Origin of the sequence: Salmonella sp. 32120201201600049SM, from assembly GCF_017572835.1 — a bacterium.
GTDB classification, from domain to species: domain Bacteria; phylum Pseudomonadota; class Gammaproteobacteria; order Enterobacterales; family Enterobacteriaceae; genus Salmonella; species Salmonella enterica.
The window spans coordinates 354,569-377,900 of record NZ_JAGESA010000002.1; the positions used below are offsets into that span (position 1 = coordinate 354,569).

General features: G+C 53.1%; 22 protein-coding genes and 1 other RNA gene. 6 read left to right on the forward strand and 17 right to left on the reverse strand.

Annotated features, from left to right (window positions below; genetic code table 11):
* Positions 1–16: 16 nt before the first annotated feature.
* Together J4650_RS07665 and sdhE are read right to left on the reverse strand one after the other, a co-directional pair.
* Positions 17–430 (reverse strand): protein YgfX, encoded by a 414-nt coding sequence (locus J4650_RS07665; RefSeq protein WP_000244761.1) that lies wholly within the window; start codon positions 428–430, stop codon positions 17–19.
* On the reverse strand, positions 411–677 hold the full coding sequence (gene sdhE / locus J4650_RS07670) for an FAD assembly factor SdhE (protein WP_000351186.1): 267 nt from the start codon (positions 675–677) through the stop codon (positions 411–413). Before sdhE ends, J4650_RS07665 begins: the two co-directional genes overlap by 20 nt.
* A 249-nt stretch (positions 678–926) precedes the next feature.
* Between sdhE and ygfZ the strand changes: the two genes are divergently transcribed.
* Entirely contained in the window at positions 927–1,907 is a 981-nt protein-coding gene (gene ygfZ, locus J4650_RS07675; RefSeq protein ID WP_023260866.1) for a tRNA-modifying protein YgfZ, read from the forward strand.
* Between the two features lie 115 nt (positions 1,908–2,022).
* Here the strand turns inward: ygfZ and J4650_RS07680 are convergent, their stop codons facing one another.
* Together J4650_RS07680 and yqfB are read right to left on the reverse strand one after the other, a co-directional pair.
* Positions 2,023–2,682 (reverse strand): hemolysin III family protein, encoded by a 660-nt coding sequence (locus tag J4650_RS07680; RefSeq protein WP_000250289.1) that lies wholly within the window; start codon positions 2,680–2,682, stop codon positions 2,023–2,025.
* 163 nt (positions 2,683–2,845) lie between these two features.
* Positions 2,846–3,157: a N(4)-acetylcytidine aminohydrolase gene (yqfB, locus tag J4650_RS07685; protein WP_001182976.1), complete on the reverse strand. Its 312-nt coding sequence runs from the start codon at positions 3,155–3,157 to the stop codon at positions 2,846–2,848.
* Positions 3,158–3,314: 157 nt separating this feature from the next.
* Between yqfB and bglA the strand changes: the two genes are divergently transcribed.
* Positions 3,315–4,748 (forward strand): 6-phospho-beta-glucosidase BglA, encoded by a 1,434-nt coding sequence (gene bglA / locus J4650_RS07690; RefSeq protein ID WP_001230139.1) that lies wholly within the window; start codon positions 3,315–3,317, stop codon positions 4,746–4,748.
* Positions 4,749–4,795: 47 nt separating this feature from the next.
* Here bglA and J4650_RS07695 read toward each other — a convergent pair whose 3' ends face one another.
* The 8 genes from J4650_RS07695 to J4650_RS07730 form a co-directional block, all read right to left on the reverse strand.
* On the reverse strand, positions 4,796–5,689 hold the full coding sequence (locus tag J4650_RS07695) for a transporter (RefSeq protein ID WP_000819375.1): 894 nt from the start codon (positions 5,687–5,689) through the stop codon (positions 4,796–4,798).
* A 455-nt stretch (positions 5,690–6,144) separates the two neighbouring features.
* On the reverse strand, positions 6,145–9,018 hold the full coding sequence (gene gcvP, locus J4650_RS07700) for an aminomethyl-transferring glycine dehydrogenase (RefSeq protein WP_023993953.1): 2,874 nt from the start codon (positions 9,016–9,018) through the stop codon (positions 6,145–6,147).
* Positions 9,019–9,180: 162 nt separating this feature from the next.
* Positions 9,181–9,570, reverse strand: coding sequence for a glycine cleavage system protein GcvH (gene gcvH, locus J4650_RS07705; RefSeq protein ID WP_001295377.1), 390 nt, complete (start codon positions 9,568–9,570; stop codon positions 9,181–9,183).
* A 25-nt stretch (positions 9,571–9,595) separates the two neighbouring features.
* Complete coding sequence (gcvT, locus tag J4650_RS07710) at positions 9,596–10,690, reverse strand: glycine cleavage system aminomethyltransferase GcvT (protein ID WP_000068733.1); 1,095 nt, start codon at positions 10,688–10,690, stop codon at positions 9,596–9,598.
* A 454-nt stretch (positions 10,691–11,144) separates the two neighbouring features.
* Entirely contained in the window at positions 11,145–12,347 is a 1,203-nt protein-coding gene (gene ubiI / locus J4650_RS07715; protein WP_001192144.1) for an FAD-dependent 2-octaprenylphenol hydroxylase, read from the reverse strand.
* A 125-nt stretch (positions 12,348–12,472) separates the two neighbouring features.
* Entirely contained in the window at positions 12,473–13,651 is a 1,179-nt protein-coding gene (gene ubiH / locus J4650_RS07720; protein ID WP_023993952.1) for a 2-octaprenyl-6-methoxyphenyl hydroxylase, read from the reverse strand.
* Positions 13,648–14,964 (reverse strand): Xaa-Pro aminopeptidase, encoded by a 1,317-nt coding sequence (gene pepP / locus J4650_RS07725; protein ID WP_000193682.1) that lies wholly within the window; start codon positions 14,962–14,964, stop codon positions 13,648–13,650. The genes ubiH and pepP overlap by 4 nt, the downstream gene beginning before the upstream one ends.
* A 25-nt stretch (positions 14,965–14,989) precedes the next feature.
* Positions 14,990–15,568, reverse strand: a complete 579-nt coding sequence (locus tag J4650_RS07730) for a YecA family protein (protein ID WP_023993951.1) — start codon at positions 15,566–15,568, stop codon at positions 14,990–14,992.
* Between the two features lie 166 nt (positions 15,569–15,734).
* Here J4650_RS07730 and zapA point away from each other — a divergent pair, with 166 nt between their 5' ends.
* From zapA to J4650_RS07745, 3 genes are all read left to right on the forward strand, one after another.
* Positions 15,735–16,064 (forward strand): cell division protein ZapA, encoded by a 330-nt coding sequence (gene zapA / locus J4650_RS07735; protein ID WP_001276011.1) that lies wholly within the window; start codon positions 15,735–15,737, stop codon positions 16,062–16,064.
* A gap of 41 nt (positions 16,065–16,105) precedes the next feature.
* Positions 16,106–16,289: non-coding RNA, 6S RNA (gene ssrS / locus J4650_RS07740), on the forward strand.
* A 20-nt stretch (positions 16,290–16,309) separates the two neighbouring features.
* Positions 16,310–16,906, forward strand: a complete 597-nt coding sequence (locus J4650_RS07745) for a 5-formyltetrahydrofolate cyclo-ligase (RefSeq protein ID WP_001524863.1) — start codon at positions 16,310–16,312, stop codon at positions 16,904–16,906.
* Positions 16,907–17,286: 380 nt separating this feature from the next.
* Here the strand turns inward: J4650_RS07745 and serA are convergent, their stop codons facing one another.
* Both serA and rpiA read right to left on the reverse strand, forming a co-directional pair.
* Positions 17,287–18,519: a phosphoglycerate dehydrogenase gene (serA, locus tag J4650_RS07750; RefSeq protein WP_001151627.1), complete on the reverse strand. Its 1,233-nt coding sequence runs from the start codon at positions 18,517–18,519 to the stop codon at positions 17,287–17,289.
* Between the two features lie 266 nt (positions 18,520–18,785).
* Complete coding sequence (gene rpiA, locus J4650_RS07755) at positions 18,786–19,445, reverse strand: ribose-5-phosphate isomerase RpiA (protein WP_000189741.1); 660 nt, start codon at positions 19,443–19,445, stop codon at positions 18,786–18,788.
* 153 nt (positions 19,446–19,598) lie between these two features.
* Between rpiA and argP the strand changes: the two genes are divergently transcribed.
* Entirely contained in the window at positions 19,599–20,492 is an 894-nt protein-coding gene (argP, locus tag J4650_RS07760) for a DNA-binding transcriptional regulator ArgP (RefSeq protein WP_000828348.1), read from the forward strand.
* Between the two features lie 265 nt (positions 20,493–20,757).
* Here the strand turns inward: argP and J4650_RS07765 are convergent, their stop codons facing one another.
* The 3 genes from J4650_RS07765 to J4650_RS07775 all read right to left on the reverse strand — a co-directional run bounded on the left by J4650_RS07765 (position 20,758) and on the right by J4650_RS07775 (position 23,281).
* Positions 20,758–21,504 (reverse strand): oxidative stress defense protein, encoded by a 747-nt coding sequence (locus J4650_RS07765; RefSeq protein ID WP_000669854.1) that lies wholly within the window; start codon positions 21,502–21,504, stop codon positions 20,758–20,760.
* A 93-nt stretch (positions 21,505–21,597) separates the two neighbouring features.
* The gene (gene argO, locus J4650_RS07770) at positions 21,598–22,233 is read right to left on the reverse strand and encodes an arginine exporter ArgO (protein ID WP_000626863.1); all 636 of its coding nucleotides are present in this window, start codon (positions 22,231–22,233) and stop codon (positions 21,598–21,600) included.
* 187 nt (positions 22,234–22,420) lie between these two features.
* Positions 22,421–23,281: a small-conductance mechanosensitive channel MscS gene (locus J4650_RS07775; RefSeq protein WP_000389833.1), complete on the reverse strand. Its 861-nt coding sequence runs from the start codon at positions 23,279–23,281 to the stop codon at positions 22,421–22,423.
* Between the last annotated feature and the right edge of the window lie 51 nt (positions 23,282–23,332).

A 23,332-nucleotide genomic window follows, 5' to 3' on the forward strand; every position in this document is an offset into this window, starting at 1 on the left:
CGTTTACGCCGTTCCGTCAGTGTTGGCCTGATATCGGCTGCTGTAACAGTATCCGACGCAACTCACGCCATTCCGCTTCTTCCATGCTATCCGCCGCCAGCCATAAATGCTGATGACGTCCAGACTCTGCGCGTAAACGCAACACCATCCCGCTCTTCAGTAACCAGGGCGGACGCAAGAGCGTCCAGTCCTGCCCCTGCCAGCGTAAGCGCCCGTCCATGAGTAGCTTGATCTCTCCCTGGCAGGTATTAATCCTGCGCTGGCTACGTACACAGTCAAACACGACCAGCGACAGTAGTATCATCCATAACGGGGTATAACTCAGCGGCCAGGGCATCAATAAAATCACCGCAGAAACCAGCCCATGAATGAGCAATGAGATCCACTGAGCGCGCCATGAGACGCGTAAATCAGATTGCCACAGGACCACGTTCCCGATTCCGTGTCTGAATGAGTCGGACCATCTGTTCCAGTTCAGCGTCAGCCGGTTTACCGTGATTCATTAACCAGTTAAATAAATCCGGGTCATCACTCTGCAACAAACGGACAAAAATACGCTTTTCTTCATCACTTAAACTATCGTACTCATGTTCAAAAAACGGCATGATGGAAATATCAAGTTCGCGCATACCGCGACGACATGCCCAGTGAATACGTGCTTTATTGTGAATATCCATGTTCTTCCTGCCTCGCGAAAATGAAGTACCGGGCTATTGTAACGTGTTTTTGGCGTTGTTTTACGGGAATCTCAGTAATCTGGAACGCGATCGCGAAATAAAAGGCTGGGAATCAATATGTTCATCCGTTTTGGATACCGCCTCGCAAAACGATCAATCCGCTCTCAATGGGCTATTTAAAGCACTTGCAATGACCGATGGCTCTTTTACCATTAACCATTATTGTTGCAGCTAACCAGGACATTATTTATGGCTTTTATCTCCTTTCCACCACGTCATCCTTCATCGTCAGCCCGCCTGCCGCTGACGCTGATCGCGCTTGACGACTGGGCGCTGTCGTCCATTACCGGCGTAGACAGTGAAAAGTATATTCAGGGCCAGGTCACCGCTGACGTAAGCCAGATGACTGAACAGCAACACCTTCTCGCCGCCCACTGCGATGCTAAAGGTAAGATGTGGAGCACTCTGCGCCTGTTCCGTGAGCGCGACGGTTTCGCCTGGATTGAACGCCGTAGCGTGCGTGAAGCGCAATTAACGGAGCTGAAAAAGTACGCCGTATTTTCCAAAGTGGTCATCGCGCCGGATGACGAACGCGTATTGCTTGGCGTGGCAGGTTTTCAGGCCCGCGCGGCGCTGGCTAATGTCTTTAGCGTACTGCCCAATAGCGAAAATCAGGTGGTCAGAGACGGCGCCTCCACGCTGCTATGGTTTGAACATCCTGCGGAACGATTCCTGCTTGTCACCGATGTCGCGACGGCCAACATGTTAACAGAGAAGTTGCATGGCGAAGCCGAACTGAATAACAGTCAACAGTGGCTGGCGTTGGATATTGAAGCAGGCATTCCGGTGATTGACGCGGCGAACAGCGGTCAGTTTATCCCCCAGGCGACTAACCTACAGGCGCTGGGCGGCATCAGCTTCAAGAAAGGCTGCTACACCGGACAGGAGATGGTCGCACGGGCAAAATTCCGCGGCGCCAATAAACGCGCGCTTTGGTTGCTGGCGGGCAAAGCCAGCCGGGTACCGGAAGCAGGAGAAGATCTGGAGCTACAGATGGGCGAGAACTGGCGTCGTACCGGCGCTATTCTGGCGGCGACGCAGTTGGACGATGGTCAGTTACTGGTTCAGGCCGTCATGAATAACGATTTAGAAGCCGAAAGCGTCTTCCGTGTTCGCGACGATGCCAACACCCTGCATATCGTCCCGCTGCCTTACTCGCTAGAAGAGTGATATCACGTTAAAAGCCGGATAGCCTGATAGCGCAACGCCATCAGGCTCGCACGTGCTGCTCTCGTAGGCCGGATAAGGTACGACAGCGCCGCCATCCGGCACGGGCATCCGGGAATTACGCCTGTCCCACATACAAATAGATGGCCAGGAAGTGGCACACGCTGCCGCCCAGCACAAAGCCATGCCAGATGGCGTGGTTATAAGGTATGCGTTTGCAAACATAGAAAATTACGCCCAGCGAGTAAACGACGCCGCCTACCGCCAGCAGCGTCACGCCGCCTATCGCCAGCTTAATCGCCAACTGATAAACCACTATCAGCGACAGCCAGCCCATTGCCAGATACGTAACCAGTGAAAGCACTTTAAATCGGTGCGCAATCGTCAACTTGAAGAGGATACCGAATAGCGCCAGGCTCCAGATCACAATCATTAGTCCGCGCGCCAGCGGCGAATCCAGACCTACCAGCAGAAATGGCGTATAGGTTCCGGCAATGAGCAGATAGATAGCGCAGTGATCAAATTTCTTTAACCAGATTTTTGCCCGCTGATGAGGAATGGCATGATAAAGCGTTGAGGCAAGAAAAAGCAGGATCATGCTCCCGCCATATAAACTGTAGCTGGCGATAGCCGTCATACCCGCATTCGCCTCTACCGCCTGAACCAACAACAGCACCAGGCCGACAATACCAAATACCAATCCAATGCCGTGGCTAATACTGTTGGCGATTTCCTCAGCCAGCGAATATCCCTGCGTCATTAATGGTTTTTGCACCATAACTTACTCCGGAGAAACGTTCATAACGATGAACTGCGCCTCTAGCGTAACTGAGAATGGTTCCAGTGAACACATGTTAGCTAAAATAAATTCGCAAAATTAAATTTTGTTTATTATTCAATAAGTTAATTACAAAAACTCAACTAACACGCGTTCATATTTATCAAAGGCATTTAAAATCAATCACATAAAATTGCGTCTGGTTGGGATAGATTTCAGCAATGACCCGTTTCAGCTCATCAAGCGACATATTTTCCTGTTGCGCATGTTTTTCGTTCAGCGTATCCAGCGTCACAGTTGACGTTCCTGTCACTTCGATTGTGCAAAAATAGCCATCATCTTCGAACCGTCCCACGCGTAGCACATCGCCTGCTTTAAAGTGGGACTCGGAGGCATCACGAATAGTGATGGTTTTACGCCCTGCCAGAATGTCATTCTGGAAACGTTGAAAGAAAGTAATGTCGTTTGGCTGCATGTGGTTATCCCCTGAATATGGCCCCTTGAAGTGGATGTTACGATCTGAATGTGTTCTTGTCCCGACACGCGAGCATCCTGGAATTTTGCGTACGCTTTACATGCCATTTGGTGCAGAATGAATGATAACAGACTAAATAAATTGAGATTATGCAACAATGAGAAAACTCACCCTGCCAAAAGATTTTTTATGGGGCGGCGCGGTTGCCGCACACCAGGTTGAAGGCGGCTGGAATAAAGACGGTAAAGGCCCCAGCATCTGCGACGTGCTAACCGGCGGCGCACACGGCGTGCCACGCGAAATCACCCAGAATGTCGTTGCTGGCAAATACTATCCGAACCACGAGGCGGTGGATTTTTACGGACATTACAAAGAAGACATCCGTCTTTTCGCCGAAATGGGGTTCAAATGCTTCCGTACCTCTATTGCCTGGACGCGTATCTTCCCGAATGGCGACGAATCCCAGCCAAACGAGGCCGGTCTGAAATTCTACGACGACATGTTTGATGAATTACTCAAATACAACATCGAACCGGTCATCACCCTTTCCCACTTTGAAATGCCATTACATCTGGTACAGCACTACGGCGGCTGGACCAATCGTAAGGTCGTTGATTTCTTTGTCCGTTTTGCTGAAGTCGTGTTTGAACGCTACAAACATAAGGTCAAATACTGGATGACCTTCAACGAAATTAACAACCAGCGAAACTGGCGCGCGCCGCTGTTTGGCTACTGCTGTTCCGGCGTGGTGTATACCGAGCATGAGAATCCAGAAGAAACCATGTATCAGGTCTTACATCATCAGTTTGTCGCCAGCGCGCTGGCGGTAAAAGCGGCACGTCGTATTAATCCACAGATGAAAGTGGGTTGTATGCTGGCGATGGTCGCGCTGTATCCTTTCTCCTGTAAACCAGAAGATGTGATGTTTGCTCAGGAGTCGATGCGTGAACGCTACGTCTTTACCGATGTGCAGCTGCGCGGCTATTACCCGTCCTATGTGTTGAACGAGTGGGAGCGCCGCGGATTTAACATCAAAATGGACGATGGCGATCTTGAAGTGCTGCGCGAAGGCACCTGCGATTATCTTGGTTTCAGTTATTACATGACCAACGCGGTCAAAGCCGAAGGCGGTAGCGGCGATGCGATTTCCGGTTTTGAAGGCAGCGTACCGAACCCCTATGTTAAAGCCTCTGACTGGGGCTGGCAGATTGACCCGGTGGGCCTGCGTTATTCATTGTGTGAACTGTACGAACGCTATCAAAAGCCGCTGTTTATTGTCGAAAACGGTTTTGGTGCTTACGACAAAGTAGAAGAAGATGGCGGCATCAACGACGACTACCGAATTGACTACCTGCGCGCCCATATTGAAGAGATGAAAAAAGCGGTGACTTACGATGGTGTCGACCTGATGGGCTACACGCCGTGGGGCTGCATCGACTGCGTCTCGTTCACCACCGGTCAGTACAGCAAGCGCTACGGCTTCATCTACGTGAACAAGCACGATGACGGTACGGGCGATATGTCGCGTTCGCGTAAGAAAAGCTTCAACTGGTACAAAGAGGTGATTGCCAGCAACGGCGAGAAGCTTTAACTCCTGCACGTTACCCGCCAGTCGGCGGGTAACACTTTGAACGAGTCTTACCAGGTCTTACCTATTTTAAATTCCCAGCGTACATCTTCCATTTTGGTTGGCGACTTCGCTTCCTGCATTACCGGGAAGAAGGCTCCGGCACCAAACCATAATTTCAGTGAATCGACGGCAATATTAAATGACGGACCAACAACCCATTCGGTAGTTCCAGAATGGTTATTAATTACGCTGCCATTAGACAGTTTTTTCGTTCCAGAGGCATTATTGCTGTAGGCACTTTCCAGACCAAGATCCAACGGTAAATCGCTAAACATATACCGCACCTGGGTATTCCACTGGAATTCGTTACCTCGTTTCACGTCCTGGTTACCGCGCTCAAATGGTCCCTGATAGACAAAACCCATATCCCCTTTAATGTTAGGAGTAAATAATTTTGTTAAAGTGAGTGTTACTCTTCCTCCCCAGGCGCTATTCCCAGGCAAATGATTATCTCCATCTTGCCCGGTGGGTAGTAATACTGCCCCACCTACCGTAACCCAAAACGGATCACCTCTTCGCTGGCTCATTAAAGCATAATTGACCCCCACTGATTGGTCGCCCATTCCCTCTATGTGCTCAGGAGACAGATTGTCTCGTTTGTTATTGATATAGGAACCCACAGTTGATAATTCCAGTCTGTCGGTCAAACCGTAACGAATCTTCAATAACCATATCTGGGAGTAAACATCCGGACTTCCGTGCCCCTCGATTTGATGATCTTTATCGCGAAATGAGCTATTCACGGCGGTTAATAACTTTCCTTCCGGCAATACTGAACCACCAGAAATAGCGGTATTAACTGGTGCACCTAATAGATTACTGGGATTATTTTCTCCGTTAGCTGCCATTGCATTCATTAATAGAAAATATGTCATTAATGGCAGAAATATAAATCGTTTCATTATTCCCTCCAGGTATAAAAAACAAAGCGCTAAGTTAATAAATATTTACGTTATTTATGTTTATTTTTAATTTATAATTTAAATTAATAACTTGATGAATTTAATATACGGAAATTTTTGTAACTATATTGAGAGGTAAATAACGATTCCGGAGAGAAACTATTTGTAACTACATGTAAATATACTGTGTTGTTTTGATTAAATAACAGCAAGGTAAAAATGATGCACAATGAATCATTAGGCTCTAAAAAAGCGGTAATTTAATTCTGGCTAATACACTGATACAAACGCCAGGTTGCCTGACAGGAGCCAACGATTTACTGTAATATATTGAATTAGTAACACTTTGTAGCCTGAATAAGTCACTCACACTGCATCCGACATAAACAAAACGCACTTTATTAACAAGCTGAAAAGGCGCCGAAGCGCCTTTAGAAAACAGTCGAATCAGCAAATTACTGGTAGTCGCTAATCGGTACGCAGGAGCAGAACAGGTTGCGGTCGCCATAAACATCATCCAGACGTTTCACCGTCGGCCAGTATTTGTCTGCCACGCCTGCCGGGAATACGGCAACTTCACGGCTGTACGGATGCGCCCACTCGGCGACCAGTTCGCTCTGAATGTGCGGCGCGTTCACCAGCGGGTTATCTTCCAGCGGCCAGACACCCGCTTTCACCTGGTCAATCTCTGCGCGAATAGCCAGCATCGCATCGATAAAGCGATCCAGCTCAGCCTTACCTTCAGATTCCGTCGGCTCTACCATCAGCGTGCCCGCCACCGGGAACGACATGGTTGGCGCATGGAAACCGTAGTCGATCAGACGCTTGGCAATATCCAGCTCGCTGATGCCGGTTTCTTCTTTCAATGGGCGAATATCAAGAATACATTCGTGCGCCACACGGCCATCGCGACCAGTATACAGTACCGGATAGGCATCTTTCAGACGGCTGGCAATGTAGTTAGCGTTAAGAATCGCGACCTGACTTGCCTGCTTCAGGCCTTCTCCGCCCATCATGCGGATGTACATCCAGCTGATTGGCAGGATAGAGGCACTACCGAACGGCGCCGCAGAAACCGCGCCCTGACGGGTTAACATGCCTTCGATTTGCACCACGCTATGACCCGGTACGAACGGTGCCAGATGCGCTTTCACGCCGATCGGTCCCATGCCTGGGCCACCGCCGCCGTGCGGAATGCAGAAAGTTTTATGCAGGTTAAGATGCGAAACGTCCGCGCCAATAAAGCCCGGTGAGGTAATGCCGACCTGAGCGTTCATGTTCGCGCCGTCAAGGTAAACCTGACCGCCGAACTGGTGCACAACTTCACACACCTCACGGATCGTTTCTTCATACACGCCGTGGGTGGACGGATAGGTCACCATGATGCAAGAGAGGTTCGCAGCATGTTGTTCTGCTTTTGCCCGCAGATCGTCCAGGTCGATGTTGCCGTTCTTATCACACGCCACAACCACCACCTGCATTCCTGCCATATGTGCAGAAGCAGGGTTAGTGCCGTGAGCAGAGGCCGGGATCAGGCAGATATCGCGATGCCCTTCGTTGCGGCTTTCGTGATAGTGACGAATCGCCAGCAGCCCCGCGTATTCCCCCTGTGCGCCGGAGTTAGGCTGCATACAGACGGCGTCGTACCCGGTGAGTTTCACCAGCCAGTCAGAAAGCTGGCTAATCATCTGATGATATCCTTCCGCCTGTTCCGGCGGGCAGAACGGATGCAGTTCAGCGAATTCCGGCCAGGTGATAGGGATCATCTCGGCGGCGGCGTTCAGCTTCATGGTACAGGAACCCAGCGGGATCATCGCCTGATTCAGCGCCAGATCTTTACGCTCCAGCGAGTGCATATAGCGCATCATCTCGGTTTCGCTGTGGTAACGGTTAAATACCGGATGCGTCAGAATCGCATCGTCACGCAGCATACTTTGCTGAATGGAACGGCTATCAAGCGCCACGTCTTTATCCAGTGTTTCAATGTTCAGGCCGTGGCTGTCGCCCAGCAAAACATTGAACAACTGCGCCACATTCTCACGGGTGGTGGTTTCATCGAGCGTAATACCCACCGCGTTATGAATATCGCTGCGCAGGTTGATCTCTGCCGCTTCCGCACGCGCCAGTACCGCAGCTTTATCAGCTACTTCCACACACAGCGTGTCAAAGTAGTGCGCATGACGCAGCTTTAAGCCTTTCTGTTGCAGACCGGCCGCCAGAATATCGGTCAGGCGGTGGATACGATTCGCAATGCGTTTCAGTCCAACCGGTCCATGATAAACGGCATACAGACTGGCGATGTTAGCCAGCAGTACCTGCGAGGTACAAATGTTGGAGTTCGCTTTCTCACGACGGATATGCTGTTCGCGAGTCTGCATCGCCATGCGCAGTGCGGTATTGCCCGCCGCATCTTTTGAGACGCCGATAATACGGCCTGGCATGGAGCGTTTAAATTCGTCTTTGGCGGCAAAGAACGCCGCATGCGGGCCACCGTACCCCATCGGTACGCCGAAGCGTTGCGCAGAGCCGAAAACAATGTCCGCGCCCTGTTTACCCGGCGCGGTAAGCAGCACCAGCGCCATAAAGTCGGCGGCGACGCTGACAATCACTTTACGGGCTTTGAGTTCGCTAATCAGCGCGCTGTAATCGTGAATTTCGCCCGTGGAGCCAACCTGCTGCAACAGCACGCCAAACACATCCTGGTGATCCAGTGCTTTCGCCGCGTCATCCACAATGACGTCAAAGCCAAAGGTTTCGGCGCGAGTACGCACGACGTCCAGAGTTTGCGGATGGACATCAGAGGCGACAAAGAACCGGTTGGCATTTTTCAGTTTGCTGACGCGCTTTGCCATCGCCATCGCTTCAGCGGCGGCGGTCGCTTCATCCAGCAGCGAGGCGGAAGCCATGTCCAGCCCCGTCAGGTCCAGCGTCACCTGTTGGAAGTTGAGCAGCGCTTCCAGACGCCCCTGAGAGACTTCCGGTTGATACGGGGTATAAGCGGTGTACCAGCCTGGATTTTCCAGCATGTTGCGCAGGATAACCGGCGGTAGCTGCACGGCGGTGTAGCCCATGCCAATGTACGACGTGAAGCGCTTGTTACGCCCGGCGATGGCTTTTAATTCCGCCAGTGCGGCATATTCGGTTGCCGCCTCGCCAACCTGCGGCGGAGTCGCGAGCTGAATGTCTTTCGGCACAATCTGACCTGTCAGCGCGTTTAACGACTCGGCGCCAACCGCATTCAGCATCTCTTGCTGCTGCGCGGCGTCCGGTCCGATGTGGCGTTCAATGAAAGCGCCGCGGTTTTCAAGCTGGCTTAACGTCTGTGTCATGGGCGATGGTTCCTGAAACGTGCAGTGAATCGTGATTGTCTCTAACTCAGTTGCCCGGTGGCGCTGACGCTTACCGGGCCTACGCGTGCGAAAACGAATACGCAAAATCATTCGCGTTGCAGTGAGTAGGCCGGATAAGCATTAGCGCCATCCGGCACAACATTATTCGTCTTCTAACAATGCCTCGTACGCGGTGGCATCCAGCAGCGATTCAAGTTCGCTTTCATCGCTGGCTTTGATTTTAAAGATCCAGCCACCGGCATACGGTTCGCTGTTCACCAGCTCCGGGGAGTCGCTCAGCGCATCGTTTACCGCCACGATCTCGCCGCTTACCGGCGCATAAATGTCGGACGCCGCTTTTACGGACTCCGCCACGGCGCAGTCGTCGCCCGCGCTTACGGTCGCGCCGACTTCCGGCAGATCAACAAAAACCATATCGCCCAACAGCTCCTGAGCGTGTTCAGTAATGCCAACGGTGTAAGTGCCATCCGCTTCTTTACGCAGCCATTCGTGTTCTTTGCTGTATTTCAGTTCTGCGGGTACGTTGCTCATCAATTAATCTCCAAAAAAGGATGAATCACGCGACGGCTTTGCCGTTACGCACAAAAACAGGTTTAGTCACTTTTACCGGCATTTCACGGTTACGAATTTGTACAATCGCCGTCTCGCCGATGCCCGCCGGAACGCGCGCCAGCGCAATGCTGTAGCCCAACGTTGGGGAAAACGTCCCGCTGGTGATAATGCCTTCTTGCTGATTGCCCTGCGCATCGGTAAAACGCACCGGCAGTTCATTACGCAATACGCCTTTCTCGGTCATCACCAGACCGACAAGCTGCTCATGGCCTTTTTCACGCTGCATCTCCAGCGCCTCACGGCCAATAAAGTCGCGGTCAGCAGGTTCCCAGGCGATAGTCCATCCCATATTAGCCGCCAGCGGAGAGATACCTTCATCCATCTCCTGACCGTACAGGTTCATGCCTGCTTCCAGACGCAGCGTGTCGCGCGCGCCAAGACCGCACGGCTTCACGCCCGCCTCCACCAGCGCACGCCAGAAATCCGCCGCTTTTTCATTCGGCATGGCGATTTCATAGCCCGCTTCGCCGGTATAACCGGTGGTGGCGATAAACAGATCGCCCGCCTGAACGCCGAAGAACGGCTTCATACCTTCTACTGCATGGCGCTGTTCGTCAGTAAACAGAGTCGCCGCTTTTTCCTGCGCATTCGGCCCCTGTACCGCAATCAGCGACAGGTCGTCACGAACGGTAATGTCGATGGCATAAGGTTCAGCGTGTTGGGTAATCCAGGAGAGGTCTTTTTCGCGGGTGGCGGAGTTAACAACGAGACGGAAGAAATCTTCAGTGAAGTAGTAGACGATAAGGTCATCAATCACGCCGCCCGATGCGTTAAGCATACCGGAGTAGAGGGCTTTACCCGTCTTCGTTAGCTTCGCGACGTCGTTGGCCAGCAGATAACGTAGAAACTCTCGTGTGCGGCTGCCATGAAGATCGACAATGGTCATATGCGATACATCAAACATCCCGGCATCGGTGCGCACAGCGTGGTGTTCATCAAGCTGAGAGCCGTAATGCAGGGGCATCATCCAGCCATGAAAATCGACCATGCGGGCGCCGCATAGCGTGTGTTGTTCGTACAAAGGCGTCTGTTGGGCCATCTTTTCCTCGTTGAATTAGCGGGGGCTAACAACCATTTTCATGGGAAATCTTCGCCACGAAACCTGGCATCGACGCCCTTTTTCCTGCGCCGACGCAAACGTTCTCTTGCTCCTGAACTTACCACCGAACCAGGCGCTAAACCATAAGGCTGAATTTACCATCACATTAGCTTATGACTAAAAAACGCTAAAATCCCATCAGCACAAAAAACCACTATTACGCTAAATAACCGTCATAAAAAGGAAGCTGATACGATTTACCACAACATAAATTAATATTAAATGCGGAAAAAATGTCGAAAATCGCGTTCGCCAAAAATAGTGGCATTAGAAAATATAATGCGAAATAAGCGGTGAAATTAGATTATTTCAAACGAGGAAAGCCCCCCGGCGCGATAGCCGGGAAAGCAAAGTGTGACGGGTTTCAAACTCTTGCTGGCGTGCAGTCAGACGCTTAACGAAGCCATTGCGGAAGGTCGTTTAGCCCCATTGCCTGGCGAAGCAGTTGGGGTTTGACGCCGGGGAGCGTGTCCGCCAGTTTCAGTCCGATGTCGCGCAGCAATTTTTTTGCCGGGTTTTCGCCGGCAAACAGGTCACGAAAACCTTGCATCCCGGCAAGCATCATCGCCGCACTATGTTTACGGCTACGCTCATAACGACGGAGATAAAGATGTTGGCCAATGTCTTTGCCCTGGCGCTGAAGCCGGCGCAGATCGTCCACCAGTTCGGCCGCGTCCATAAAGCCGAGGTTGACGCCTTGCCCTGCCAGCGGATGGATGGTGTGCGCGGCATCACCGACCAACGCCAGACGATGCGCGGCAAACTGGCGAGCATAGCGGCCCGTCAGCGGAAAAACCTGCCGTTCGCTTTCCAGGCGGCATAAGCCCAGCCGATTATCGAAGGCGATAGTCAACGCCTGGTTAAACGCCTCGTCGCCGCTCTGTTGCATACGCTCCGCATCCTGCGGAGAAAGCGACCAGACAATGGAACACAGATGCGGATCGCTTAACGGCAAAAACGCCAGAATACCTTCACCATGAAACACCTGGCGAGCAACCGCGCCGTGCGGCTCTTCGGTGCGGATAGTCGCTACCAGCGCATGGTGACGGTAGTCCCAGAAAGTTAAGGGAATATCCGCTTTGTTACGCAGCCAGGAGTTGGCGCCATCCGCGGCAATCACCAGACGCGCGGTTAACATCGCGCCGTCTTTTAAAGTCAGGAAGGCGTCGTTCTCCCCCCAGGCGACCTGCTGTAACTCCGCTGGCGCCATTAAGGTGATATCCGCCGCTTGCTGCGCTTTTTGCCACAATGCGTAGTGAATGACGCTGTTTTCAACAATATGCCCCAGATGGCTATATCCCATGCTTGCGTCATCAAACGTAATACGGCCAAAGCTGTCTTTATCCCAGACTTCCATACCGTGGTAGCAACTTGCCCGTCGCGCCACAATGTTTGACCATACGCCAAGACGGGTAAGCAGTTTTTCGCTGGCGGCATTAATCGCCGACACCCGAAGCTGAGGCGGCGCATCGTTCGCCAACGGCTGGGGGACAACGTGATCCAGTACCGCAACGCGCAAACCGCTCCCCTGCAAGCCGCAGGCGACAGCCAGTCCCACCATGCCTCCGCCAACTATTGCTACATCAACACTTTGCACTATTTACTCCTGGAAACCGGAACAATCAAAACCGTAGGCCGGATAAGGCGAGGCTGCCATCCGGCATTTTTACGAACACGATGCCGGATGGCGGCGTAAATGCCTTATCCGGCCTACAGATCTGCTTAACGCGCAACCCAACCTAAGGTCCGCTGTGCCAGCGCATCGCGCGCAGGCGGTAATAATTCCATCGCCATTAAACCGATATTGCGCCCAATAACCAGCGGCGCCCAACGATTTGCAAACAGATGGACCAGACCGTTCGTTACGCCAATCGTCGTATCCCGGTCAACCTGACGACGCTGCTGATAGCGCGATAACACGTGCCAGGCGCCAATATCCTCGCCCGCGTCCTGTGCCGTGACCAGCGTTTCCGCCAGGCTCATGACATCGCGCAGACCGAGATTAAACCCTTGTCCGGCGATAGGATGCAACGTCTGCGCCGCATTGCCGACCACGACAGTCCGGTGAGTAAACACTTTCGCCGCCGTAGTAAGGGCAAGCGGATACGCGCTGCGCTTACCCGCCTGAGTAATTCGCCCCAGCCGCCAGCCGAACGCGGCCTGCAACGCATGACAAAACTGCGCGTCGGACCAGCTCAGCACCTCATCGCGCTGGTCGAGCGGGTGACACCAAACCAGCGAACATCGGCCATGCGACATCGGCAACATCGCCAGCGGGCCATTGGGGGTAAAACGTTCAAAGGCGCGTCCCTGATGCGGGATAGCGGTCGCGACATTCGCTATCACCGCTAACTGTTCGTAAGGCTCCTGATGCCAGTCAACGCCGCAGGCTGACGCCAGCGCGGAGTGGGTACCGTTAGCCGCCACCAGCACGCTGCCAGCTATCACATTGCCGTTTTCCAGAGTGACGTTAACCTGCTGTTGGGTACGCGACACGCTGGCTACGCGCTCCGGGCAGTGCAGCGTAACGCCTGGCGCTTTACGCAAGAGCGCAAACAGACGCAGCCCGATATCATGCAGCTCCGCAACGTGCCCCAACGCTGCCAGACTGTAGTCCTGCGCGTCGAGAGTCACAAATCCGGCATGGCCGCGATCGCTGACGTGTACGGTGTTGATTGCCGTTGCGCAATCGGAAATCGCCTGCCAGACGCCAATTCGCGCCAGTTGCTGGCAAGTGCCCGCCGCCAGCGCAATCGCTCTGGCGTCAAAGCCGGGATGATCGTCGGCTTCAGGCGCTTTCGCTTCAATCAGGTGTACCGGCAACGTCCCATGACTGAACTGAGAGATGGCCAGCGCCAGCGTCGCGCCTGCCATGCCGCCGCCAACGATAATGACGCTCATTGCTGCCGCGCCGCCGCCATTAATGCTTCAATGTCATCCGCCTTCTTCACAACGCCAGCGGTCAGGTTTTCATTACCGGTTTCGGTAATGACAATGTCATCTTCAATTCGAACGCCAATGCCGCGATACGCTTCCGGCACGTCGGCATCCGGCGCGATATAGAGGCCTGGCTCTACGGTCAGCACCATGCCCGGCTCCAGGGTACGGGAGCGATCCGGCCCATAAACGCCGACATCATGAACATCCAGCCCCAGCCAGTGGCTCAAGCCATGCATAAAGAAAGGACGATGCGCATTTTCGGCAATCAGTTGATCAACCTCTCCTTGCAAAATCCCCAGCTTCACCAGCCCGGTTATCATGATGCGCACGACTTCGCCGGTCACCTCCTGAATAGAGGTACCAGGACGGAACAGTCGCAGGCTGGTCTCCAGCGATTCCAGAACGATGTCATAAATTTCACGCTGAGCTGGCGTAAATTTCCCGTTCACCGGGAAAGTACGCGTGATGTCGCCCGCGTAACCTTTATATTCACAGCCCGCGTCGATAAGCACTAAATCGCCGTCGCGCATTTCACTTTCGTTTTCAGTGTAATGCAGGATACAGCCATTTTCGCCGCTGCCGACAATGGTGTTATAGGAGGGATAGCGCGCGCCGTGGCGATTAAATTCGTGGTGAATTTCTCCTTCCAGCTGATACTCAAACATCCCCGGACGGCATTTTTCCATCGCGCGGATATGCGCCAGCGCGCTAATTTCCCCGGCGCGGCGCAGGACAGCAATCTCTTCCGGCGATTTGAACAGGCGCATCTCATGGACGATCGGTCGCCAGTCAGTCATGGTGGCCGGCGCGGTCAGATTCTGGCGGGAGCCTTTACGCAGCTTCTCCAGCGCAGCCAGAACAATCTCGTCGGCATACGCATATTCGCCCTGCGCGTGGTACACCACATCCAGACCATTAAGCAACTGAAAGAGTTGCTGGTTGATTTCGCTAAACGCCAGCGCCCGGTCAACGCCCAGTTTTTCCGGCGCGGCATCCTGTCCTAAACGGCGACCAAACCAGATTTCCGCCGTCAGGTCGCGAACGCGGTTGAACAAAACGCTGTGGTTGTGGGTGTCATCACTCTTAATCAGTACCAGCACGGCTTCCGGTTCGTTAAAACCGGTGAAATACCAGAAGTCGCTACTCTGGCGATACGGATATTCACTGTCTGCGCTGCGCGTCGCCTCCGGCGCGGCAAAGATCAGCGCGGCGCTGCCGGGCTGCATTTGCGCCAGTAATGCCTGGCGACGGCGTTGGTATTCCTGCTGAGTCATGACATGGCCTCCATTTCGTTTTTTCTTAGTGTAGCGTCGGTTTACGCACTTCCGGCGCGGTCGGCTGTTGGCGCGTGAAAGTGTCATGACATAACAGCGCCGCAACACGGACATATTCGATGATCTCTTCGAGCGACATCTCCAGCTCTTCCTGATCTTCGCCCTCATCATAACCAAGCTGCGCAATATTACGCAGGTCGTCAATCGCTTCACCCGTTTCGCCGGTGACTTTATCAAGTTTAGGCTGCGTTACGCCGAGGCCAAGCAAAAAGTGGTTAACCCACCCGGCTAAGGCATCTGCGCGATCGAATACGCTGACATCGTCGCCTTCAGGCAGATAAAGCTGAAAAAGAAAGCCGTCGTCTTCCAGCGCGTCGCTGGTCGCCGCGTGCATTTTGCGCAGCGCCTGAGCAAGCTCATGCCCGAAGGCCAGACCTTCGTTCGTCAGGTCGTGCAACAGCGGCTGCCATGAGCTGTCGTTGTTGCCGCCGCAAATCATCCCGCTGATTAAACCATGCATTTCAGCCGGGGTCAGACCGGCCCCTTGTTGATTCAAAAACCGGTTCATTTCGTTGTAACCAGGCATTTCGTTCTGTATAGACATAAGCATTCGTCATCAAAGGGAGGATATTCATGATATGCTACCACTTTGGACCCTGGTGAACCAGAAAAGGGCTTGTATCTTCACACCAGGGTAGCTATAGTGTCGCCCCTTCGCGGACCCTGGGTCTGGAGACGAAGGCAGCGCAGTCAATCAGCAGGAAGGTGGCATGTCTGCACAACCCGTCGATATCCAAATATTTGGCCGTTCACTGCGAGTGAATTGCCCGCCTGACCAAAGGGATGCGTTGAATCAGGCTGCGGACGATCTGAATCAGCGGTTGCAAGATCTGAAAGTTCGCACTAGAGTCACAAATACTGAGCAGTTGGTTTTCATTGCCGCATTGAATATCAGCTATGAGTTAACTCAGGAAAAAGCGAAGACCCGCGATTACGCGGCGAGCATGGAACAACGTATTCGGATGCTACAACAGACCATCGAACAGGCGTTGCTTGATCAAGGTCGCATAACCGAAAAAACGGGCCAAAACTTTGAATAACACTTTTCGCTTTACTATGGTAAAGTGATTGTGAAAACAGAATTTCTCTGAGATGTTTGCAAGCGGGCCAGTCCCCTGAGCCGATATTTCATACCACAAGAATGTGGCGCTCCGCGGTTGGTGAGCATGCTCGGTTCGTCCGAGAAGCCTTAAAACTGTGACGACACATTCACCTTGAACCAAGGGTTCAAGGGTTACAGCCTGCGGCGGCATCTCGGAGATTCCCCTTCTGACTGGCGACAGCCATGACGCAACTTCCCGAACTCTCTTTATCACGACAAGAAATCCGCCGGATGATTCGGCAACGTCGCCGTGCGCTAACGCCAGAGCAGCAACGCCGTTTTGGTCAACAGGCCGCCGCCCGAATGCTCAGCTTTCCTCCCGTCGTGATGGCGCACACTGTCGCCGTGTTTCTCTCCTTTGATGGCGAACTCGACACCCAGCCGCTGATTGAACAGCTATGGCGAGCGGGCAAGCGCGTCTACCTTCCGGTTCTTCATCCCTTCAGCCCTGGCAACCTCCTGTTCCTGCACTATCATCCGCAGAGTGCGCTGGTGACCAACCGCTTAAAGATCCAGGAGCCACGGCTTGATGTCCGCGACGTATTGCCGCTGGCAAAGCTGGATGTGCTGGTAACGCCGTTAGTCGCGTTTGACGAAGGCGGGCAGCGTTTAGGCATGGGCGGCGGTTTTTATGACCGCACGCTACAAAACTGGCAGCAGCATAAGATCCAGCCCGTGGGCTACGCGCATGATTGCCAGTTAGTGGAAAAGCTGCCGGTTGAAGAGTGGGATATCCCTCTGCCTGCGGTGGTGACGCCGTCCAAAATTTGGGAGTGGTAGCCGTGTTTTGTCGATTGACAGCGTCGCTTTTTTGACCTAAATTTCTCGGTGAAGGGTGAGGGAGGCGAACCTCCCTCCTGCATACTCTCTGTTAATATGCTGGCGTAGCGATGATTAACAGGATCAGCAGCATGATGACGTATCTCATCATCGTCCCTTTCCTTTTTAGAGCCCCTGCTTCGCCAGGGGCTTTCCCGTTTCAGCGCTATGCTGAGCCCTTATCGTAAATTCCTTTGATTGCTGTACAACACGCAACGCTGCCTTTAATTACCAATTGCGGCAAGGCTCGAAAACAGAATGTATGCGTTACACGAAGAGATGTTGAGGCAGGGAAACCAGAGAAAGGATGGGCAGGTCATCTCCTGCCCATTTAGAGGAAATCAGTACAGCAGACGGGCGCGAATGGTGCCCGGAATCGCCTTCATCGCCAGCAGCGCTTTCTCCGCCACATCGCCATCGGCTTCTATATCAATTACCACATACCCCATTCGGGCGGAGGTTTGCAGATACTGCGCGGCAATGTTAACGCCCTGCTCGGCAAAAATCTGGTTAAGCGCGGTCAATACGCCTGGGCGGTTTTCGTGGATGTGCATCAGGCGACGACCACCGTGCAGCGGCAGCGACACTTCCGGGAAGTTCACGGCGGACAGCGTCGAGCCGTTATCCGAGTACTTAATCAGTTTTCCTGCGACTTCCAGACCGATGTTTTCTTGCGCCTCCTGCGTCGAGCCGCCGATATGCGGCGTCAGGATCACGTTATCGAATTCGCACAGCGGAGAGGTAAACGGATCGCTATTAGTGGCCGGTTCCGTCGGGAAGACGTCGATAGCCGCCCCCGCCAGATGTTTCGTCGCCAGCGCGTCGCACAAAGCCGGGATATCTACCACCGTACCGCGCGCGGCGTTAATCAGCAGCGAACCCGGCTTCATCAGGGCAATCTCTTTTGCGCCCATCATGTTTTTGGTGGAGGCGTTTTCAGGTACGTGCAGACTGACCACATCGCTCATATTCAGCAATTCAGACAGGTGCTGCACCTGAGTTGCGTTACCGAGCGGCAGTTTATTTTCAATATCATAGAAATAGACATGCATCCCCAGCGATTCCGCCAGAATGCCCAACTGCGTTCCGATATGGCCGTAACCGATAATGCCAAGCTTTTTACCGCGCGCTTCGAACGATCCCGCCGCCAGTTTATTCCATACGCCGCGGTGCGCTTTGGCGTTCGCTTCCGGCACGCCGCGCAGCAGCAGCAATAGCTCGCCAATCACCAGCTCCGCCACGGAACGGGTATTCGAGAATGGCGCGTTAAAGACCGGAATACCGCGTTTTGCCGCCGCATTTAAATCCACCTGGTTGGTGCCGATGCAAAAACAGCCAATCGCCACCAGCTTCTCTGCGGCGTTAATCACTTCTTCTGTCAGATGAGTACGGGATCGCAGACCGATGAAGTGGGCATCGCGGATGGACGCTTTCAACTGTTCAGCGTCCAGCGCGCCCTTGTGATATTCAATGTTGGTGTAACCTGCCGCACGAAGGCTTTCCAGCGCCTTTTGATGCACCCCTTCAACCAGCAGAAATTTAATTTTATCTTTCTCCAGCGATACCTTTGCCATTTCCCCGATCCTGTCTTTTTTTGCCATCTGATGTTGTGTGTGGATTTGCATCCGTCCTTCAACATATCAAAAAAAATTATCACGGCAATATGAACGTTTTCGCCAGCGTCGTGAAGGAATCGCATACAGCGGGAAATAGCAGATGAAAATACCGGGAATAACTTTTTCTTTGGAGGGATCGGCAGGGCAAACGATTAAACGTGATACATGTCACCAAATTTGCCCCGACCGAATTTTTTACGCGGCAGGAAATACGCCTGGCGGAATCATTTTACGATGGTTTTCACCCCGTCCGGCGTGCCGATCAGTGCGACATCGGCGCCACGATTGGCGAACAACCCTACGGTCACGACGCCCGGAATCGCGTTAATGGCGTTTTCCAGCGCGATGGGATCAAGGATTTCCATACCATAAACATCCAGAATCACGTTGCCGTTATCCGTGACCACGTTCTGACGGTACTCCGGACGCCCGCCCAGCTTCACCAGTTGACGAGCGACCGCGCTGCGCGCCATCGGAATCACTTCGACCGGCAACGGGAATTTGCCAAGAATATCCACCTGTTTAGAGGCATCCGCAATACAGATAAATTTCTCCGCCACGGAAGCAATAATTTTCTCACGGGTTAATGCCGCGCCGCCGCCTTTGATCATCTGCATATGACCGTTGATTTCGTCCGCGCCATCGACATAGATACCCAGGCTATCCACTTCGTTGAGATCAAACACATGAATACCGAGGCCTTTGAGTTTTTCAGTCGAGGCGTCCGAGCTGGAGACCGCGCCTTCAATCTGGCCTTTCATTGTGCCCAGCGCATCAATAAAGTGTGCGGCCGTTGAGCCTGTACCAACGCCCACAATGGTGCCGGGCTGTACATACTGAAGTGCCGCCCATCCTACCGCTTTTTTCAGTTCATCCTGCGTCATAGATCGTTTCGCCTGTGGTGTGAAAATACAGCCGCATTATAGAACATTGTCGGGAAAAATCTCCGTGTCCGTACACAGGCTACGGATTTCATCTGTACCGACGGCAAATTTATGTCATAGTGCGGAAAAAAATAACAGGAGCATGACACAACAATGAAACGTCCGGACTACAGAACACTACAGGCGCTGGATGCCGTTATACGTGAACGAGGATTCGAGCGCGCCGCCCAGAAGCTGTGCATCACGCAATCCGCCGTCTCACAGCGCATAAAACAGCTTGAGAATATGTTCGGACAACCTTTGTTGGTGCGTACCGTTCCTCCTCGCCCCACGGAGCAAGGGCAAAAATTACTGGCTCTGCTGCGTCAGGTTGAACTGCTGGAAGAAGAGTGGCTGGGCGATGAACAAACCGGCTCTACGCCGCTGCTGCTGTCGCTGGCGGTTAACGCCGATAGTCTGGCGACCTGGCTGCTTCCGGCGCTGGCGCCGGTGCTGGCGGACTCCCCTATCCGTCTCAATTTACAGGTGGAAGATGAAACGCGCACGCAAGAACGTCTGCGGCGCGGCGAGGTGGTGGGCGCGGTGAGTATTCAGCATCAGGCGCTGCCCAGTTGCCTGGTAGACAAACTGGGCGCGCTCGACTATCTGTTTGTCGCGTCAAGGCCGTTTGCCGAGCGCTATTTCCCCAATGGCGTTACCCGGTCGTCGCTGCTGAAAGCGCCCGCCGTCGCGTTCGACCATCTGGATGATATGCATCAGGCCTTTTTGCAACAGAATTTCGATCTACCGCCCGGCAGCGTGCCGTGCCATATCGTTAATTCATCCGAAGCGTTTGTACAGCTTGCGCGTCAGGGCACGACCTGCTGCATGATCCCTCACCTGCAGATTGAGAAAGAGCTGGAAAGCGGCGAGTTGATCAACTTAACGCCTGGTTTGCTACAACGCCGGATGCTTTACTGGCACCGCTTTGCCCCGGAAAGCCGGATGATGCGCAAAGTGACCGACGCGCTGCTGGAGTACGGGCACAAGGTGCTGCGTCAGGATTAGCCTCTCTATGAATGCCGGATGGCGGCGTGAACGTCTTATCCGGCCTGCATGACCCATTATTCCCTCGTCACTTCTTTGAAGTTCATCACAAAATCATTGCGTTCAGGCGGCAAAAAACGACGCGCCATTGGCTATTTTTTGCTGGCGACAAGGCGATTCAAAACGCTCACCGTATTAGCAAATCTTCATTTCAATGCGTAATACGGAGCAAAAAACGAGAACACCGGGAGAAAACGCGGCCTGGAAGCGCCCAGGCCGGGTGAGATTACTGCGTGCTGGCGGCCGTTGTCGACGTCTGCCCTGTTCCAGGTTCAAGCTGGAATACCACATCGACCTGATCGTCGAACTGAATGGTCGGCTGCTCGTAAGTTTCCTGCGCGGATACCGGCGCAGCATCTGCGGCTTTCATCATTCGCACCACCGGACTCGGCTGATAATTAGAGACATGGTAACGAACGCTGTAAACCGGCCCCAATTTGCTGTTAAAACCGGCTGCCAGCGCTTGCGCCTGATGAATCGCGTCATCAATGGCGGCTTTGCGGGCCTTGTCTTTATAGGCGTCCGGTTGCGCCACGCCCAGCGATACCGAACGAATCTCGTTCAGACCCGCCTTCAGCGCGCCGTCCAGCAGAGAATTAAGTTTATCTAACTGACGCAGTGTCACCTCAACGGTTCGCACCGCGCGATACCCTTTCAGAATGCTTTTACCGTTTTGGTAATCATAATCCGGCTGCGTGCGCAGATTCGCCGCGCTAATGTCTTTTTTCGCAATCTGATTTTGCTCAAGGAAGGAAAGATATTGCGCCACGCGCTCATCGGCCTGCTTCTTCGCCGTCGCCGCGTCCTTCGCCGCGACGTTCACTTCAATCGCTAAGGTGGCGATATCAGGCACAGCATCGACGCTTGCCGTACCGGAAGTCACGATGTGCGGGCCTTCCGGCAGTTCGCTTGCCTGCGCCGACATTGCACTTAAACCCACTAATGCCGCCAGGGCCATCACTTTGAACTTCACAGTCTCTCCTCCATATTGCAGTCATTGCCCTGATATACAGGGCGCATGCAGGCAAGCTTAGCGGATATCGGCCTGTTGTCCATCAGACAACGCTTAGTTGAAAAGCGCGTGCATATGCGCGACGCCTTCCCGCGCCAGTTGGAAGGCGATAAGCCACATCACCACCCCAACCAGAATGTTGATAATGCGTTGAGCTTTCGCCGTACGCAGTCGAGGCGCAAGCCAGGCCGCCAGTAGCGCTAACCCAAAAAACCATAAGAACGACGCGCTAATCGTGCCGAGGGCGAACCAGCGCTTTGGCTCCATAGCCAGTTGTCCGCCGAGACTGCCCAACACGACAAACGTATCCAGATAAACGTGCGGGTTCAGCCACGTTACCGCCAGCATCGTAGCAATAATTTTCCAGCGCCCCTGCTTCATAACCTCGGCGCTGGCCAGCTCCAGATTACTGCTCATTGCCGTTTTCAGCGCGCCAAAACCGTACCATAACAAGAACGCAACCCCGCCCCATGTGACCAGCGCCAGCAGCCACGGCGACTGCATCAGCAACGCGCTACCGCCAAAAATACCGGCGCTAATCAGGACTAAATCACTTAACGCGCAAAGCAGCGCTATCATGAGGTGGTACTGGCGACGAATTCCCTGATTCATCACAAACGCATTTTGCGGGCCAAGCGGAAGGATCATGGCGGCGCCAAGGGCAAACCCTTGAAAATAATAAGATATCACGTTAACTACCCTGAGCTGTTTTTCTTAAAGGCAGACTATAGCGCGGGAATATTATTAGCGGAAATTGATAATTTTAATCACTAATAAGAAAAGCTAATGAAGAGACTGAATAACGGATGGCGGCTACGCTTATCCGCTCAATAACCAGAGAATACTGGAGGCGGATAAGCGCAGCGCGGGAGAAAAATTACTCCGCGGCGTTATCTTTCACGCGTTTAAAATTGACGTCCATCTGCGGGTACGGGAAGCTAATACCAGCGGCGTCGAATTCACGTTTAATACGTTCCAGCACGTCCCAGTAGACATTTTGCAGGTCGCTGCTTTTACTCCAGACACGCACCACAAAATTAATTGATGAGGCGCCCAGCTCATTCAAACGCACCGTCATTTCGCGATCTTTTAAAATACGATCGTCGGACTCGATAATCGTCGTGAGCAGCTGTTTCACCTGATCGATATCCGAATCGTAAGCCACCCCAATAATGAATTCGTTGCGGCGAACCGGCTCACGAGAATAGTTGATGATATTTCCCGCGATAATTTTGCCATTCGGAATCACAATAATTTTGCCGTCTACCGCGCGCATTGTCGTGGAAAAGATTTGCACGTTAAGTACCGTACCGGCAACGCCGCCTAAATCGACATACTCACCGGCGCGGAACGGACGGAACATAACCAGCAATACCCCAGCCGCAAGGTTAGAAAGCGATCCCTGTAATGCCAGGCCAACGGCTAAACCAGCGGCGCCCAGTACGGCAATAACCGAGGCGGTTTGAACCCCCACGCGACCCAGAGCCGCAATCAGCGTAAAAGCGATAACCCCATAGCGCACCAGCGCAGAAAGAAAGTCGGCCACTGTCGCATCAATATGACGCGCACGCATCAGACGATTTACCGTATTGGAGATCACGCGCGCTACAATCAAGCCGATGATGATAATAGCGATAGCCGCAACAATATTCACAGCATAGCTGAGCAATAACGCCTGGTTGCGTACCAGCCAGGTGCCCGCACCATTTATGCTGTCGACAACATTCAAATCTTCCATTCAATATTCCTTGGTCATAGCAAAACAAGCAAATGAGATCATTCTCACGAA